This window comes from Sulfurimonas sp. NW9 (assembly GCF_051132275.1).
GTDB classification, from domain to species: Bacteria; Campylobacterota; Campylobacteria; order Campylobacterales; family Sulfurimonadaceae; genus Sulfurimonas; species Sulfurimonas hydrogeniphila.
The window spans coordinates 349,165-364,050 of sequence record NZ_CP093236.1 but is presented as its reverse complement, the minus strand read 5'-3'; the positions used below and the strand labels follow the sequence as shown (position 1 = coordinate 364,050).

Here is a 14,886-nt window from a genome sequence, read left to right as displayed (position 1 = left end):
TTATGCCTTTTTGTCTTTGGCTATTGCATCTAAAACACCATTGATAAACTTTGGAGACTGTTCTGTTCCAAACGATTTTGTAATTTCAACTGCTTCATTGATAACTACGGCAGAATCAAGCCCGCTAAAAAGAATTTCATACGTAGCCAGTCGCAATGTTGCACGTTCAATGGCACCTAGACGTTCAAAATCCCACTCTTTGAGATGTTCTACAATAGCTTTGTCAATTGCCTCAATATACTCCATTACACCTTCATAGAGTCCAAGAGCAAAATCTTTTTGCTTGTTTCTGATTTTTTTCTCTTCAAGAATTTCATTAGAGTGTTCGGAAGTATTGCCATTTCCAAGATCGTATGCGTACAAAAGACTGACTACAGCCATACGCGCCTGTTGACGAGTAGCCATTACAGCACCTCATACAAATCTAGCATTTCAATCACAACCGTCATTGCTTCAAAACCTTTGTTTCCGGCTTTTGTTCCGGCTCGCTCTATCGCCTGTTCAATCGTGTCAGTTGTCAAAAGACCGAATGAAACCGGTTTTTGGTATTTTAGACTCATGCTTGCAATTCCTTTTGTCGCTTCAGCCGCAACATAGTCAAAATGCGGTGTTGAACCGCGTATTACGGCTCCCAATGCACAAATTGCATCATATTTTCCACTTGCAAGGAGTTGATCGACGATCATCGGCAACTCAAACGCACCCGGAATCAATACATGTGTCAAATCTTCTTCATTCCCGCCGTGACGGTAAAAGGCATCTTTTGCTCCCTCTACGAGTCTGTCCACTATAAAGTGGTTCCATCGTGTGCTTACTATGGCAATTTTTTTGCCGTTTACTACTTTTAATTTACCTTCAATTAACTGCATACTTCTTCCTTGTGAGTTATTTATATTACTGCTTGTATTTTTTTGATTTTCTCTATCAGTTTTTCCAATTCGTCTAATTTTAGCATATTTGGACCGTCACTCAAAGCACAACTTGGATCAAAATGTGTTTCAAAGAAAAATCCGTCCACGCCGATGGCTGCTGCTGCTTTTGCAAGATGCGGCACCATAGAGCTGTCACCGCCTGTTTTTCCGCCTAAAGCACCCGGCATCTGTACAGAGTGTGTGGCATCGAAAATCACCGGTGCGAATTCTTTCATAATCACCAAAGAACGCATATCCACAACAATGTTGCCATATCCGAAAGAACTGCCTCTCTCTGTCAGATAGACCCCGTGCTTTTGGGAATTTTCATAACTCACTTCATCACATCCGCGGGTTTTAAGCACTTTCATAACAGAGTATTTCATATCAGGCGGGTTAATAAACTGTCCCTTTTTGATATTTACCTCTTTGTCTGTTTTTGCACAGGCGACGAGCAAATCTGTCTGCCGACATAAAAATGCAGGAATCTGCAACATATCTACCACATTTGCAACAGGCTCAACCTGAATCGTTTCATGCACATCCGTCACTATTTTATAGCCAAAATCATCTTTGACTTTTTGGAGTATGCGAAGACCTTCACCCATACCCAAACCACGAAAACTCTCCAAAGATGTTCGGTTGGCTTTGTCAAAACTCGCTTTAAAATAAAAATCTATTGTCTCGTCATTATGATATTTTTCCAATGCTTTTGCTATTGTAAAAATATTTTCTTCACTCTCAATAACACAGGGGCCCGCTAAAAGTTTCATAATATATCTGCCTTTCAAAAATATAGCTTATTATAGCTAAACGATTTTAATCCCTACTTATCGCGTGCAACCATAATACCCGCAACCACTATCAGTACAATTCCAAAACTCGTTACCAGTGACGGAAAAGCATCTCCCAAAAACAGACCGACCAGTATCGAAAAAAGTATATTTGTATAACTTACAGCACCGACAATTCCCGCTTTTGTCTCTCCGTAGGCTTTTGTCATCAGCAATTGTGCAATTGTAGCAAAAATTCCCATCGCAAAGAGATAGAACCAGACAATACCATGCGGCATTACAAATTTTGCAAGCATAAAATCAAGTTCAGGAAAGTTCAGATAAGGAGAAACAACAAACAAAATGACCGGACCGAGTGTTCCTGTAATCATAAAAGAAAGCACAATGGCACGGGTGTCATAGTAGGCTTTTAATTCCCGTACAGAGGTATAGGCAAGTGCTGCACCCACCCCGCTGAAAATTCCGAGCAGATCATATTTTGAAAATCCGATTCCGCTCGGCTGTGTTATAAAAAGTATACCGATAAAGCCTGTAAAAACGGCAATCCATCCCCTGTAAGAGAGTTTTTCATTTAAAAAAAGCCAGGCAAATATTGCCGTAAAAATCGGAGATGTTTTTGAGTAGGTCATTGCATCGCCCAGAGGAATATGTGCGATATTGTAAAAAAATGCCAGCAGAGCGACAAAGCCCATGAAACCCCGAAAAAAGAGCAACAGAGGCTTTCCTCCCTTGTGCTGCATAGGCTTTTTCAATACTGCGATACCGACTAACAGTACCCCTGCAATATTTCTAAAAAAAACAACTTCAAGTGAACTCATGTTTTGACTGGCAAGTTTGGCAAAAGCACCCATAACAGCAAATGCCAGGCTGGCAATAAGCATATACTGTACGCCTTTGTTTAAATTTTTGATTCTATTCATAAATGCAATTATATCCATTTACTTCAGCATTGTATAATCTCATAAAAATATAGGAAAAAATATGGGTAATTTATTTTTATTTCTGCTTTTAGGGGCAGTCTTTTATTATATATTTAAAAGTTACGGCAGATACACAGCCGAGTATTCGCAAGAAGCATTTAAAAATTTTTCTGTTTCGTATGAATCACTCAAAAACAGTGAGCTGGGACTTTTTGTCGCCCTTGTTGCCAAAGTTGCCAAGGCAGACGGTCATGTCGATGCCCTTGAAGCACAGCTTGTAGGTATCATGTTTGATGACATTTCCAAGGTCTTTCCGGAACCTGCAAAAACAAAAGATATTTTAAAACAAATCTTCAACGAAGAAAAAGAACGCCGTGACAATACAGAGCAGATTGCCCATGCTTTAGCAGAGGCACTCAGACGTAATAAAGCCCAACAAGAACAGTTTATGGGATTTCTCATTCAGCTCGCTTTTGCAGACGGTGAAGTGACCCAAAGTGAAGAAGAAGTACTCACCACAATTGCCGAGGCTTTTGCATTTGATCCGCAAAAATATCACGCTCTGTTTGACCAGTTTGAAGCGATGATGAAAAACATCCATCCGCAGGCTACGCTGGATGATGCCTACAAAATTTTGGGTGTCAGCAAAAATGATGATATGAGCAGCATCAAAAAAGCCTACAGAAAGCTTGTGCGTCAGTATCATCCTGATATCATCAAGTCTCAGGGAAAAAGCGAAGAGTATATCAAAGAAGCAACTGCCAAAACGCAGGAGATAAATCAGGCCTATGAGATGATAAAAAAAGCCAGAGGATAGCGTGTGAAATCTCTTTTTATACTGCTTTGCTTCCTTGGCACTCTTTTGCAGGCATCACAAAACAGTGCCCTGCTTTTTCACGGCAACTGCACAACCTGTCATTTTGAAACGAAATCTGTCTCGGCCCCGGCAATGATGGAAGTGCGTACAAGATATTTGAATGCATTTCCCAATAAAAAAGATTTTGTCAGACAGATGGCAGAGTGGGTACAAAAACCGAGCGAAACAACTTCAATTATGCAAGATGCCATTGACAAATACGAACTCATGCCCAATCTTGCCTTTGAAAAAGATGTTTTACAAGATATAGCTGCATATATTTACGAAACAGATTTTACCAGGCAACACAGTCCGCACTGAAGTACGGATTCCGGGAATATGTCACAACCCATCCTTTAAGGAAGTGAGAGTGGCAAAAAAGTCACACCAGTCGGTACTTTAGTGCCGACTCTCAGGATTGAAAAGCATAAAACCGTTTAACCCGCTGGGCTGAAATCTTTCTCCCAAAAAAATTCTATCCATGCATCTGCTTCATTTATCCAAAAATCCGGTTCGTATATTGATGTTTTTTTATAAAAAAGTGTCGAAGATTTAAATGCCGCTTCAGGAAAGTTTTTTTGCAAATGCTGCATGACATACGCAAGTGTTCACCGCTGTCGGCTATATCATCCACAACAAGCACTCTTTTCACATCTGCCAAACTGCATATTCCAAAAAGAGACAGCGCTTCGCGTTTACATGTAGCATCATACAGCTCTGTTCTTATACTCTGCACATCTCGAATATCAAGCCCTTCTGCCAGACAATGCGCCAGGACAAGCCCGCCTCTTGCAACAGCAACTATTGTTTCAGGTTTAAATGTTTTCACATTATCTCTAAGTTTACATGTATCATTTCTGAAATTTTCATAAGAATAGTACTGTTTCAATATGTTTTCCTTAGTTATGGTAAAGATTTATGGTAGTATACTACATGTAATGTTAATAAAAAGGTACTGTTAATGAATAAAATAATGAAAAATATAATTGCAACAACACTGATTGCAGCAGCGATTACAGGCTGTAGCAGCAAAAAAGCCGAACCAAAAAAGCAGGAAGTCTACACACCCACCTTTACATGTAAACAAGAGGGAGTAGCCGCTCCCAGATGGACCTGTATACCGGAAGTACCCGGTTACTATGCAGGTGTGGGTGTTGCAGAGAAAAGTGCAGCAGGTATTGCCCATATGCGTCGTGTTGCCCTCATGAACGGCCGTTCTGATTTGGCACAACAGATTGAGAGCAAAATCAAAGACAAGATGGAAGGTTTTACGAGAGCCACAGGAAACGGTTCTGCCGAAACAGTGGACAAAGTCACAACGGCTGTCACAAAACAGGTGGCAAAAGTGGATTTAAAAGGCTCCAAAGCTATAGATATGTGGACGGCGCCATCCGGTGCAATTTATATGCTTGTAACTGTTCCCGAGTCAAGCGTTAACCAAGAGGTCAAAAAAGCCTACAAAAAAACTGTTGCTTCAAGTTTTCAAAATGACAATGCCCTTTGGCAGCAGTTTCAGTCAAAACAGGCACTGGAAAATTTAGACAAAGAATTTCCGACTGAATAACAGCACTCCCTACTGCCTGTAAAACAGGCAGTTTTTGCTTCTCTCCCCATTTAAACCATAATTTAGATATAATTTCAAAAATATTTTATAATTCTTCGCAAGTTTACAAGGTTCACTCATGAAAAAAATCGCAATTATAGGCCGTCCAAATGTTGGAAAAAGCTCACTTTTTAATCGTTTGGTAAAAAAACGTGATGCCATAACATCTGATTTGGCAGGAACAACACGGGATGTCAAACGAAAAACAGCCGTAATTATTGACAAAGAAGCAGAACTGTTAGATACGGGTGGACTTGATAAAGGGTGCGAACTTTTCGACAAAATAAAAGAAATGTCATTAAAAGCTGCCTACAAAGCAGATATTATTTTGTATATGGTCGACGGCAAAGGTTTGCCTGAGGATGAAGACAAAAAACTTTTTTATGAACTCCAAAATATGGGTAAAGAGATTGCTCTTGTTGTCAACAAAATAGACAATGACAAAATGAAAGAGAAGCTCTGGGAGTTTTATGAGTTTGGCACAGATGCCATCTTCGGTATCTCTGTAGCACACAACAGAAATACTGTTGAACTGCTTGATTGGATCTATGACAAACTGCCACAAAGTGATATTCTCAAAGAAGACGAAACAGAAGAAGTACAAATCATCACAGAGGAGAAAGAAGAACTCAGTGATGAAGAATTTTTTTCACAATATGCCCAGGATGAAGAAGATGACAGTTTCATCTACTGGGACGAGGAAGAGGTAGAAGATGACTCAATATTTGCTCAGAATGATCGTATCAAAGAGTTTGATGAAAATGACATAAACCATATAAAAATAGCTATTATCGGACGTACCAATGTCGGAAAAAGTTCACTGCTTAATGCTCTTTTGGGCGAAGAACGTTCTGTTGTGAGTTCTGTTGCCGGTACAACAATCGACCCGATTGATGAGACCATAGTCTATAAAGACAAACAGCTTACCTTTGTTGACACAGCAGGGCTTCGCCGTCGTGGAAAAATTGTCGGTATTGAAAAATATGCTTTAATGCGCACAAAAGAGATGCTGGAAAATGCAAATATGGCACTTGTTGTTTTGGATGCGAGTGAGCCGTTCTTGGATTTGGATGAAAAAATTGCGGGACTTGTTGATCAAAACAGGCTTGCCTGTATTATCATTCTTAACAAATGGGATATTGCCAAAAGAGAAGAGCATGACAAAATCATCAAAGAGGTGCGTGACAGATTTAAGTTTTTAGCCTATGCCCCTATTTTAACCCTTTCGGCAAAAAGCCATCAAAGAGTAGACAAACTTCATGATATGATTTTAGAAATAAACGAAAACTATTCACAAAGAATTCCGACATCCCGGCTCAATGAAGTTTTGGAGCGGGCACTGCGCCGTCACACCCTGCCAAGTATGCACGGACAGGTGATTCGAATCTATTATGCAACACAGTATGAAACACGACCGCCAAAAATTGCCATTGTTATGAATAAGCCCAAAGGTCTGCATTTTACCTACAGACGCTATCTTACTAACAAACTGCGCGAAGCCTTTAATTTCAGTGGAACCCCGCTTCTTTTTAAAGCAAAAAAGAGAGGAGACAAATAAGCATGAGTTATGCACTTGCATTTACATTTTTATTTGGCGGAATCGGGCTGACAGCCTTGAGTGTTTATTTTTACAAAAAGATGAAAGAGGAAGAAAGAAAAAACAGTCGGCACTAAAGTACCGATTCCGATTTAAAAGGGTTTGAGTACAACCATCGCTACAATAACAAGCATCAAAAGTGTCGGTACTTCATTATACATTCTGAAAAACTTTCCGCTTTTTGTGCATCTGTCTTCTAAAAGCTGTTTTCTGTACACATTCATTGAGTAAAAGTCTATAATTAAAAAAAGTACAAACAGAAGCTTTACATGTAACCACGGAGCACTCATCCATCCGCCAAGATAAATAAGTGCCGCACCGCTAAGGAGTGTAGCCCACATAGCAGGCACACCTATATATTTAAAAAGCTTCATTTCCTGAATTTTAACTACCTCTACAAAACCTTTGTTATTACTGTTTTCAACATGATAGACAAAAAGCCTAGGCAGATAAAACAATACTGCAAACCAGGAGATAAAAGAGATGACATGAAACCATAAAAGCCAGTTATACATATAAGACACCTAAAAGTTTTTTTCTATATACACAGATTCATAGTTTGAACCACCGTGTCTTACATTGTTAATCAAACCAAAAATCCCTGACCGGTGTTTTAACAAAACACCAATATATGTTTCATCTAATGGCTTATACTTCACAAGTTTTCCCAAATCAAAATCCAGGCTTATATCCAAATAATTTAAAAAGTGTGAATTGTTGTCATTATGATTTTGAGCATCTATGCGTTCTATCTCCAAAACACGGCTTACATAAGAAGCCCCCTCTCCAAAACCAAAACGCACTCTGTTATTCCAAAAATCAATATTGTAATATGCTTTTATATAAATATCAGCACCATATACATCTTTTTGTGCCGTTTCATCATAAAATGTCAATCCGCCTTTAAGATACAAATCTAATGGTAAAGTAAATAAATCTTTTGCTAAAAGATACCCTCCATCTAAATTATACGCTTTTAAATCATCTCTGTAAGCTCCAAACTTTCCAAGCGCTATATCAGCTGCCGAATAGAATGTAGGTTTTCCAACCGCCACTCTAAGAGAATAGTTACTTTGTGATGCCCAAAGATTTACTGTGAAAATCAAAAATAATAATAATTTCATATAGCTGCTTTATACATCTGTAAGTTCTAATTCTTTAATAGAAGGCCCTTTATGATCAGTTACTTTGTCATGTAAGCGGCGTAAAGCTTTATTTGCACGGTCAACAGCCACATCAATGGCAGCATCCAGGTCTTTGTGGTGTTCACTGATGACAATAGGAGCAGAGTGTGCTACATGTATTTCAAACTCTACCAAGACACCTGCTCTTTCAGCAGAAACTATACAGTTTACTCTTGTAATATCTAAAGAAAACTTTTTAAATTTTTCAATGCCCTGTTCTATATGTGCTTTCTTTTCGTCTGTTAAAGTTATATCTTTTGCACGAATTTGTACTATCATCATAAATCCTTTAATTTTAAGCCATAGGGCTTAATTATATTTAACTATATAATAGCAAAATAAAGCTGAGATGGGTATAATACGCCTTAAAAAATCAGGAATTGTATAATGAGAGTTTTAACCGGTATTCAACCCTCAGGTGATTTGCATATAGGAAACTACTTTGGTTCTATCAAACAGATGGTCGATGCACAAAAAGAGAATGACACTTTTGCATTTATAGCAAACTACCATGCACAGACAAGCGTAAAAGACGGCAAAAGACTGGCAGAGCTGACTATGCAGTCGGCAACAGATTTTTTGGCACTCGGCATAGACCCGCAAAAATCAACTTTTTGGGTACAGTCTGATGTAAAAGAAGTCTTGGAACTCTACTGGGTGCTCTCTTCTTTTACACCTATGGGGCTGCTCGAACGTGCTCACAGCTATAAAGACAAAACTGCCAAAGGCATAGCCGCCAACCATTCGCTCTTTTCCTATCCTGTTTTAATGGCTGCCGATATTTTACTCTATCAGCCTGATATTATACCGGTGGGAAAAGATCAGATCCAGCATGTTGAGATTGCACGCGACATTGCCATAAAATTCAACAACGAATATGGTGATATATTTAAACTTCCGGAATATAAAATAGAAGCGAATGTTGCCACAGTTCCAGGAACTGACGGACAGAAAATGTCTAAAAGCTATAACAATACTGTCAATATATTTGGTGAAGAGAAAAAACAGCTCAAAACAATCAAAAAAATTGTTACCGAAGCAGTACCGATGGAAGAACCAAAAGAGTATGAAAACTGTAATGTGTACAATATGGCAAAACTCTTTTTAAATGAAAATGAATGCAAAGAACTCCAGGAACGTTACAAAAAAGGCGGGGAAGGACACGGGCATTTTAAACTCTATCTACATGATGTGATTTGGGAATATTTCAGACCCTACAGAGAAAAAAGAGAATATTTTGCAGCGCATCAAGACGAAGTGAGAGAAATACTCCTCCAGGGTGCGCACAAAGCAAAAGAGATTGTAGCGCCGACTATAGACAAAGTCAGAACAGTAACAGGGATAAAATACTAAAAAAGTATTTTATCAAAGTCGCAAAGAACTTTTTACTATAAAGTTCTTTTTCGACCAGATCGGCTCTTTCAGATCCAGCAAATTGCGAACCTCATCGTTTACCAGACGATAATACAATGTCACTTCAACACTGTCCGCCCCAACTGCCAACGGTACACTTAATGTTTTTTCGCCATGTGCCTTTATGCTTGTATCTTTACTTTGCTTCAGCGCAAGATGCGCAATACCGACTTTTTTATGTCTTCTTATATAATGGCGTGAAAGAGAAACAGTTTTTTCACTGATGACTGCAGTCCCTTTCTTATAGACAATTTCAACAAGAAGTTCTCTTGAACCAAAACCGCTTGGTATATTGTGCGGTTGCGGATTTTTAACTTTTATGAGCAGTCTGTTTTTTTGTTTTTTCAGTTGCAAACGCAAAGCGCCTTTCCATAAACCGGGTGTATGTGCACCAATAAATCCGTGTTTTCTCACCATTCGCATTTTTGCTTTACCATTGTACATTTTATATGTTGCGGCAACACCCTTTTGTTTGGGACCCATATGACACGAGACACAGGTCTGCTTACCGACATACTCACTCTCCATATCTGTAAAAACCACGCCTTTTACACTTCTGTCATTTGCATGGCATACAAAACAGAGTTTATTTGGATTTGAACGCATAAACTCATGTGAGACTACCTTGTGATAAGGCGATTTGGCATCTTTGAAAGGTCCCGTCATAACACCCGACGGAGTCCACTCCACTCTGTTGATTCCTCGTTTTGATTTGTCATATTCATCATGTATTTTATCTATATTGTGACATACAACACAATTAATTCCTTCACTGATAACCTTTGAATTTACTGCTTTGTTCACAGGATCATCTTCATCTGCCAATCCCATAACAGCAGCAATTTCATAATCTTCATCTGTTTTTGTTACACTGATTCGAGGGTTATGACAGGTAGCACACTGAATTTTTACAGCATTTAAACTTTTTCTTGTTTTACGGCTGACATATTTAAGACTTTTCTTAAAATATTCATCTTTTTCAAAATGACTTTTTGCATGCCATGAAGCACTCCACTCTTCTACGATACGCCTGTGACAGACTTTACAGTTTTCGGAACTTTCAAACCGTTTGCCGACTTCGACTGCTTTTGCTCCAAAAAGAGAAGTAAAAAAAATGAGTAAAAAAAGAAAAAATTTCATCTCAATCAAATCCTTGTCTGTTATTGGTTCAAGTACTTTTTGTACTTCATTTTTGCAAGTTTTTCTGACTTTTTGTCTACCTCATCCTTCATTGCAGTTTTATACTCGGCAATCTTTTTCTGCAGGGCTTCATCCCCTGTCCCAATAATTTGCGCTGCAAGAATTCCTGCATTTTTGGCACCGTTAATAGCTACTGTTGCCACAGGAACACCTCCCGGCATTTGCACGATAGAGAGCAGAGAATCCATTCCGTCAAGTGCAGAACTTCTCACCGGCACTCCAATAACAGGCAAGACACTCAGCGCAGCAATCATACCCGGCAGATGTGCAGCTCCGCCGGCTCCTGCGATGATGACGCGCAAGCCTCTTGCTTGTGCTGTTTGTGCATACTCTACAAGTTTTTGCGGTGTACGGTGTGCGGAGACAATATCTACTTCACAGGCAACACCAAACTCTTCACATATCTCAATAGCCCCACTCATAACCGGTAAATCCGAGTCACTCCCCATAATAATTCCAACCAACGCTTTACTCATATCTTTTTGCTTCCTTTAATTTTTAGAATATCTTTTGCTTTCATTGCCTTTTTTAATGCCTCGTCAATATCATCATCAAGGATTGTTACATGCCCCATTTTTCTAAATGGTTTCGTAAAGGTTTTTCCGTAAAAATGAAAAGACAGCTCCGGAATCTCCAATGCATCATGAATTCCTTCTATAAAAGGTTCTCCCTCATATCCTTCTTCTCCGAGCAAATTAATCATAACTGCAGGAGAAATAAGCTTGGTAGATCCCAAAGGCAGATTTGTTACCGCCCGGATAATCTGTTCAAACTGTGATGTTGCACAGGCTTCAACTGTATAATGTCCAGAATTATGAGGACGCGGTGCTATTTCATTAACCAAAATCTTGCCTTTTTTTGTTAAAAACAATTCAACAGCAAAAATTCCAACACCGTCCAAGGCTTTGATGGCTTCAATTGAAATTTCTCTTGATTTGTCCGCAATTTCTTTTGAAATTTTTGCAGGAGCCATTACAATGTCACAAATATTCACTCTCTCATCAAAAAGCATTTCAACCACAGGGTAGCATTTGATCTGGCCTTCAATATTCCTCGCAACGATTACGGCCAGTTCCTTGTCTATATCCACAAGCTCTTCGATAAATGATTCGGTCTGGAGTGCATTTTTTACATCTGCTTCGGATTTTAGCATTTGCACGCCTTTTCCGTCATAACCACCCATCTTTGCTTTTTGAATAACAGGAAATCCGAAGGCAGCCAAATCTTCCTCTTTCTTCACATCTTTATAGGCAGGAACAGGAACACCTTTTTTGTCAAGAAGTTTTTTTTGCTCATATTTATTTTGAATGAGTTCGATAATATAAGGAGAGGGATGAATGATATGCCCATGATCAAACAGCTCTTTGAGTATGGAAGTGTCTACATGTTCCAATTCAAAAGTTGTCACATCTGTCTCTTGCACTAACTGTTCAAGCTTCTCTTTATCATAAAACCCGCCAAGGATATGCTTGTCTGAAACCTGTGCGGCAGGACAGTTAAATGTGGGGTCAAGTATTGTTACATGAAATCCCATCTTTTTTGCTTTGTGTGACATAATTCTGCCGAGTTGCCCGCCTCCGATAATGCCGAGTTTCAAATTTGAATAGTTGAAATTTTTATCCATTTGTCAACAGTTACCTTTGTCTGTCAAGCCAGACCATAAGCCCTTTTTGTGCATGCAGTCTGTTCTCAGCCTCTGCAAACACTATATCCGCATTGTCTTCAAGCAACTCTTCGCTTACTTCCTGTCCCCGATACGCAGGCAGACAATGTAAAAATTTTGCATTTTTTTGTGCAAGACACATCATCAGTCCGTCAACCATAAAGCCTTTGAAATCTTTGATTCTCTGCTCTTTTTCATCTTCTTGCCCCATTGAAGCCCATGTATCTGTTGTGACAATTGTAGCCCCGCGTACTGCCTCTTTGGGATCATTCATTACCCTGATAATCGCACCGCTCTCTTTTGCTGTATCCAAAGCATCTCGAAGAACCTTACTGTCAACTTCATATCCCTTTGGTGTTGCAATACGTAATTCAAAGCCCAGTTTTGCAGCAAGCATCAACCATGAATTTGTCATGTTGTTTCCGTCACCGACGTAGGCAACAATTGCATTTTTTGCAACTCCAAATTCAATCATCGTCATATAATCAGCCAAAAGCTGCACGGGATGATAGGTATCAGTGAGTCCGTTAATAACAGGTACCTGAGAATACGATGCAAACTCTTCTATCATGGAATGTTCATAGGTGCGTATCATTACCATATCACACATGCTCGAAATAACTCTTGCCGTATCTTTTACAGGTTCTCCCCGTCCCAAATGAATATCACGGCTAGAGAGAAAAAGCGCATGCCCCCCAAGCTGAAACATTCCTGTTTCAAAACTTACACGCGTTCTTGTTGAACTCTTTTCAAAGATCATAGCAAGTGTCTGCATCTCTAATTCTTTATTGTAAATGCCCGCTTTGAGCTCTTTTTTTATTTTCAGACCGATATCTATAATTTCTAAAATCTCTTCTTTGGTAAAATCTTTGAGTGTTAAAAAATGTCTCACAGTTTCTTCCTCTTTTTTGTTTATCAGCTATTTTAATATACTTTTCTTTAAATTAGCGATTTTTGAGCATTTGTGCTACTTCTTTTGCATGATATGAGATAATTATGTCAGCGCCTGCACGTTTAAATGCTATCATCGTCTCCATCACCACGCGTTCATAGTCTATCAAATTATTCAGACCGGCAAATTTCAGCATAGCATACTCACCGCTTACATTATAAACAGCCATCGGAAGCGAAGTGTTGTCTTTAATCTCACGCACAATGTCCAAATAAGCCAAAGCAGGCTTTACCATCAAAATATCAGCCCCCTGCTCTTCATCACTTTTACTCTCAGCAATCGCTTCACGGCGGTTTGCAGGATCCATCTGGTACGAGGAGCGGTCACCAAAACTAGGAGTTGATTCAGCCACATCACGAAACGGTCCGTAATATCCACTTGCAAATTTTGTAGAGTATGCCATAATCGGCAACTCTTTATACCCTGCTCTGTCCAGGTATGTTCGCAAAGTTTCTATAATACCGTCCATCATACCCGAAGGTGCTATCATATCTGCACCTGCTTTAGCATGTATAATTGCCTGCTGTCCGGAAATCTCCAAAGTGGCATCATTATCAACTGTCTCACGATCATCATCAATTATGCCGCAATGCCCGTGATCGGTATATTCACAAAAACACAAATCTGTGACGACAAACATATCAGGGTGTGCTTTTTTTATCTCCCGTACTGCTGAAGCGATAATCCCGTGTTCACACAAAGCATCACTGCCTATGGAATCTTTGACATCGGGAATTCCAAAAAGAATAATCGAATACAATCCTAATTTTTTAAGCACCGCACACTCTTTTACAGCCTCATCAATACTCATCTGATAAACACCCGGCATGGATGCCACTTCGGTTTTAATACCTCCACCGCTACGGATAAAAAGCGGATATATAAAATCATCTACAGTTACATGTGTTTCTCTTACAAGCGCACGGAGATGCTTGTTTAGTCTGGTTCTGCGAAATCTTTGAAACATTTTTGACCCTTTATATTTTAAAGAGGCTATTTTACCCTTTTAAAGATTAAATTTATTCATATAATATAATTCTAATCATAATCTAACTATAATGCCTGCAAAATTGTACAGGACAGCATATATGCAAATAAAAATATCTGATGTGGCAGATTTGCCCTCAAGATTCGGTGATTTCAATGTACAGGCTTTTAAACAAGGGCAAAAAGAGCATCTTGTTATTTGTGCAAAAGAGTTGGCTGAAGTGCCGATAGTACGTGTTCACTCGGAGTGTCTTACCGGAGATGCCATAGGCAGTTTAAAATGCGACTGCCGTGACCAGCTTGAGTATGGTTTGCAAATGGCTGATGAAACCGGCGGAATGGTAATCTATCTTCGGCAGGAGGGAAGAAACATAGGACTTTTAAACAAAATCAACGCCTATGCCCTGCAGGACAAAGGGCTCAATACCATAGAGGCCAACCATCAACTCGGTTTTGCTGCAGATGAGCGTACCTATGAAGTCGTCACTTTTATTTTGCATCATTACAATATCAAAAAAATAAAACTGCTGACCAACAATCCTGACAAAGTAAACTCGATCAGCGGTGTTGAAATTGTTGAGAGGATTCCCATTATTATGAAACCGAACAAGCATAATGAAGGATACCTTGATGTCAAGCGCGACGGAATGGGACATCTGCTATAAGCTACTTTCTATCACTCCCTAAACTAGGAACTAAACCCTTTAATATAGGGTTTCAACACATTTCAGACTTTCACTTATAACCAATCCTAACCACATAAATACTATCCTAAGTCTATACACTATACAATACATACTATATAC

The 14,886-nt window shown here is 39.2% G+C and carries 19 protein-coding genes; 6 read left to right on the top strand and 13 right to left on the bottom strand.

Translation table 11 applies throughout. The features are described from left to right. Genes nusB through MLC44_RS02125 form a run of 4 tightly spaced genes read right to left on the bottom strand, consistent with a single transcriptional unit; the run spans position 1 to position 2,643 of the window. Positions 1 to 405, bottom strand: coding sequence for a transcription antitermination factor NusB (gene nusB / locus MLC44_RS02140; protein WP_418640994.1), 405 nt, complete (start codon positions 403 to 405; stop codon positions 1 to 3). Continuing rightward, positions 405 to 869, bottom strand: a complete 465-nt coding sequence (ribH, locus tag MLC44_RS02135) for a 6,7-dimethyl-8-ribityllumazine synthase (RefSeq protein WP_434658264.1) — start codon at positions 867 to 869, stop codon at positions 405 to 407. Before ribH ends, nusB begins: the two co-directional genes overlap by 1 nt. A gap of 20 nt (positions 870 to 889) precedes the next feature. Further along, positions 890 to 1,684 (bottom strand): 3-deoxy-8-phosphooctulonate synthase, encoded by a 795-nt coding sequence (kdsA, locus tag MLC44_RS02130; protein ID WP_151901098.1) that lies wholly within the window; start codon positions 1,682 to 1,684, stop codon positions 890 to 892. Positions 1,685 to 1,737: 53 nt separating this feature from the next. Continuing rightward, positions 1,738 to 2,643, bottom strand: a complete 906-nt coding sequence (locus tag MLC44_RS02125) for a DMT family transporter (protein WP_151901099.1) — start codon at positions 2,641 to 2,643, stop codon at positions 1,738 to 1,740. Positions 2,644 to 2,686: 43 nt separating this feature from the next. On the opposite strand from MLC44_RS02125, the gene MLC44_RS02120 reads away from it, so the two are divergent. After that, positions 2,687 to 3,442, top strand: coding sequence for a TerB family tellurite resistance protein (locus MLC44_RS02120; RefSeq protein WP_151901100.1), 756 nt, complete (start codon positions 2,687 to 2,689; stop codon positions 3,440 to 3,442). Positions 3,443 to 3,445: 3 nt separating this feature from the next. Continuing rightward, the gene (locus MLC44_RS02115; RefSeq protein WP_230973267.1) at positions 3,446 to 3,802 is read left to right on the top strand and encodes a c-type cytochrome; all 357 of its coding nucleotides are present in this window, start codon (positions 3,446 to 3,448) and stop codon (positions 3,800 to 3,802) included. A gap of 175 nt (positions 3,803 to 3,977) precedes the next feature. Here the strand turns inward: MLC44_RS02115 and MLC44_RS02110 are convergent, their stop codons facing one another. Then, positions 3,978 to 4,370, bottom strand: a complete 393-nt coding sequence (locus tag MLC44_RS02110; RefSeq protein ID WP_434658262.1) for a phosphoribosyltransferase — start codon at positions 4,368 to 4,370, stop codon at positions 3,978 to 3,980. A 72-nt stretch (positions 4,371 to 4,442) separates the two neighbouring features. Between MLC44_RS02110 and MLC44_RS02105 the strand changes: the two genes are divergently transcribed. Next, positions 4,443 to 5,045: an LPP20 family lipoprotein gene (locus MLC44_RS02105; protein WP_434658259.1), complete on the top strand. Its 603-nt coding sequence runs from the start codon at positions 4,443 to 4,445 to the stop codon at positions 5,043 to 5,045. A 118-nt stretch (positions 5,046 to 5,163) separates the two neighbouring features. After that, complete coding sequence (gene der / locus MLC44_RS02100; protein WP_151901103.1) at positions 5,164 to 6,642, top strand: ribosome biogenesis GTPase Der; 1,479 nt, start codon at positions 5,164 to 5,166, stop codon at positions 6,640 to 6,642. 131 nt (positions 6,643 to 6,773) lie between these two features. On the opposite strand, the gene MLC44_RS02095 is transcribed toward der, so the two are convergent. The 3 genes from MLC44_RS02095 to hpf are packed head-to-tail and all read right to left on the bottom strand — an operon-like array spanning position 6,774 to position 8,144. Then, entirely contained in the window at positions 6,774 to 7,196 is a 423-nt protein-coding gene (locus MLC44_RS02095; protein ID WP_151901104.1) for a CopD family protein, read from the bottom strand. A gap of 9 nt (positions 7,197 to 7,205) precedes the next feature. After that, complete coding sequence (locus MLC44_RS02090; RefSeq protein ID WP_151901105.1) at positions 7,206 to 7,805, bottom strand: hypothetical protein; 600 nt, start codon at positions 7,803 to 7,805, stop codon at positions 7,206 to 7,208. Between the two features lie 9 nt (positions 7,806 to 7,814). Next, positions 7,815 to 8,144 carry a ribosome hibernation-promoting factor, HPF/YfiA family gene (gene hpf / locus MLC44_RS02085; protein WP_151901106.1) on the bottom strand — a complete coding sequence of 110 codons (330 nt, stop codon included), beginning with the start codon at positions 8,142 to 8,144 and terminating at the stop codon, positions 7,815 to 7,817. A gap of 108 nt (positions 8,145 to 8,252) precedes the next feature. Between hpf and trpS the strand changes: the two genes are divergently transcribed. After that, positions 8,253 to 9,218: a tryptophan--tRNA ligase gene (gene trpS, locus MLC44_RS02080; protein ID WP_151901107.1), complete on the top strand. Its 966-nt coding sequence runs from the start codon at positions 8,253 to 8,255 to the stop codon at positions 9,216 to 9,218. A 12-nt stretch (positions 9,219 to 9,230) separates the two neighbouring features. On the opposite strand, the gene MLC44_RS02075 is transcribed toward trpS, so the two are convergent. The 5 genes from MLC44_RS02075 to hemB are packed head-to-tail and all read right to left on the bottom strand — an operon-like array spanning position 9,231 to position 14,060. Then, positions 9,231 to 10,418, bottom strand: a complete 1,188-nt coding sequence (locus MLC44_RS02075; protein WP_434658256.1) for a multiheme c-type cytochrome — start codon at positions 10,416 to 10,418, stop codon at positions 9,231 to 9,233. 20 nt (positions 10,419 to 10,438) lie between these two features. Continuing rightward, on the bottom strand, positions 10,439 to 10,954 hold the full coding sequence (gene purE, locus MLC44_RS02070) for a 5-(carboxyamino)imidazole ribonucleotide mutase (protein WP_434637541.1): 516 nt from the start codon (positions 10,952 to 10,954) through the stop codon (positions 10,439 to 10,441). Continuing rightward, complete coding sequence (locus MLC44_RS02065; RefSeq protein ID WP_151901110.1) at positions 10,951 to 12,102, bottom strand: 5-(carboxyamino)imidazole ribonucleotide synthase; 1,152 nt, start codon at positions 12,100 to 12,102, stop codon at positions 10,951 to 10,953. Before MLC44_RS02065 ends, purE begins: the two co-directional genes overlap by 4 nt. 10 nt (positions 12,103 to 12,112) lie before the next feature. After that, positions 12,113 to 13,033: an ornithine carbamoyltransferase gene (argF, locus tag MLC44_RS02060; RefSeq protein WP_151901111.1), complete on the bottom strand. Its 921-nt coding sequence runs from the start codon at positions 13,031 to 13,033 to the stop codon at positions 12,113 to 12,115. Positions 13,034 to 13,085: 52 nt separating this feature from the next. Next, positions 13,086 to 14,060: a porphobilinogen synthase gene (hemB, locus tag MLC44_RS02055; RefSeq protein WP_434637539.1), complete on the bottom strand. Its 975-nt coding sequence runs from the start codon at positions 14,058 to 14,060 to the stop codon at positions 13,086 to 13,088. 121 nt (positions 14,061 to 14,181) lie between these two features. On the opposite strand from hemB, the gene ribA reads away from it, so the two are divergent. Next, positions 14,182 to 14,745, top strand: coding sequence for a GTP cyclohydrolase II (ribA, locus tag MLC44_RS02050; RefSeq protein ID WP_193151133.1), 564 nt, complete (start codon positions 14,182 to 14,184; stop codon positions 14,743 to 14,745). Positions 14,746 to 14,886: the final 141 nt, after the last annotated feature.

Excerpts from the sequence above, each read along its gene's own strand:
- nusB (WP_418640994.1), bottom strand. The coding sequence starts at position 405 with ATGGCTACTCGTCAACAGGCGCGTATGGCTGTAGTCAGTCTTTTGTAC.
- ribH (WP_434658264.1), bottom strand. The coding sequence starts at position 869 with ATGCAGTTAATTGAAGGTAAATTAAAAGTAGTAAACGGCAAAAAAATT.
- kdsA (WP_151901098.1), bottom strand. The coding sequence starts at position 1,684 with ATGAAACTTTTAGCGGGCCCCTGTGTTATTGAGAGTGAAGAAAATATT.
- MLC44_RS02125 (WP_151901099.1), bottom strand. The coding sequence starts at position 2,643 with ATGGATATAATTGCATTTATGAATAGAATCAAAAATTTAAACAAAGGC.
- MLC44_RS02120 (WP_151901100.1), top strand. The coding sequence starts at position 2,687 with ATGGGTAATTTATTTTTATTTCTGCTTTTAGGGGCAGTCTTTTATTAT.
- MLC44_RS02105 (WP_434658259.1), top strand. The coding sequence starts at position 4,443 with ATGAATAAAATAATGAAAAATATAATTGCAACAACACTGATTGCAGCA.
- der (WP_151901103.1), top strand. The coding sequence starts at position 5,164 with ATGAAAAAAATCGCAATTATAGGCCGTCCAAATGTTGGAAAAAGCTCA.
- MLC44_RS02095 (WP_151901104.1), bottom strand. The coding sequence starts at position 7,196 with ATGTATAACTGGCTTTTATGGTTTCATGTCATCTCTTTTATCTCCTGG.
- MLC44_RS02090 (WP_151901105.1), bottom strand. The coding sequence starts at position 7,805 with ATGAAATTATTATTATTTTTGATTTTCACAGTAAATCTTTGGGCATCA.
- hpf (WP_151901106.1), bottom strand. The coding sequence starts at position 8,144 with ATGATAGTACAAATTCGTGCAAAAGATATAACTTTAACAGACGAAAAG.
- trpS (WP_151901107.1), top strand. The coding sequence starts at position 8,253 with ATGAGAGTTTTAACCGGTATTCAACCCTCAGGTGATTTGCATATAGGA.
- MLC44_RS02075 (WP_434658256.1), bottom strand. The coding sequence starts at position 10,418 with ATGAAATTTTTTCTTTTTTTACTCATTTTTTTTACTTCTCTTTTTGGA.
- purE (WP_434637541.1), bottom strand. The coding sequence starts at position 10,954 with ATGAGTAAAGCGTTGGTTGGAATTATTATGGGGAGTGACTCGGATTTA.
- MLC44_RS02065 (WP_151901110.1), bottom strand. The coding sequence starts at position 12,102 with ATGGATAAAAATTTCAACTATTCAAATTTGAAACTCGGCATTATCGGA.
- hemB (WP_434637539.1), bottom strand. The coding sequence starts at position 14,060 with ATGTTTCAAAGATTTCGCAGAACCAGACTAAACAAGCATCTCCGTGCG.
- ribA (WP_193151133.1), top strand. The coding sequence starts at position 14,182 with ATGCAAATAAAAATATCTGATGTGGCAGATTTGCCCTCAAGATTCGGT.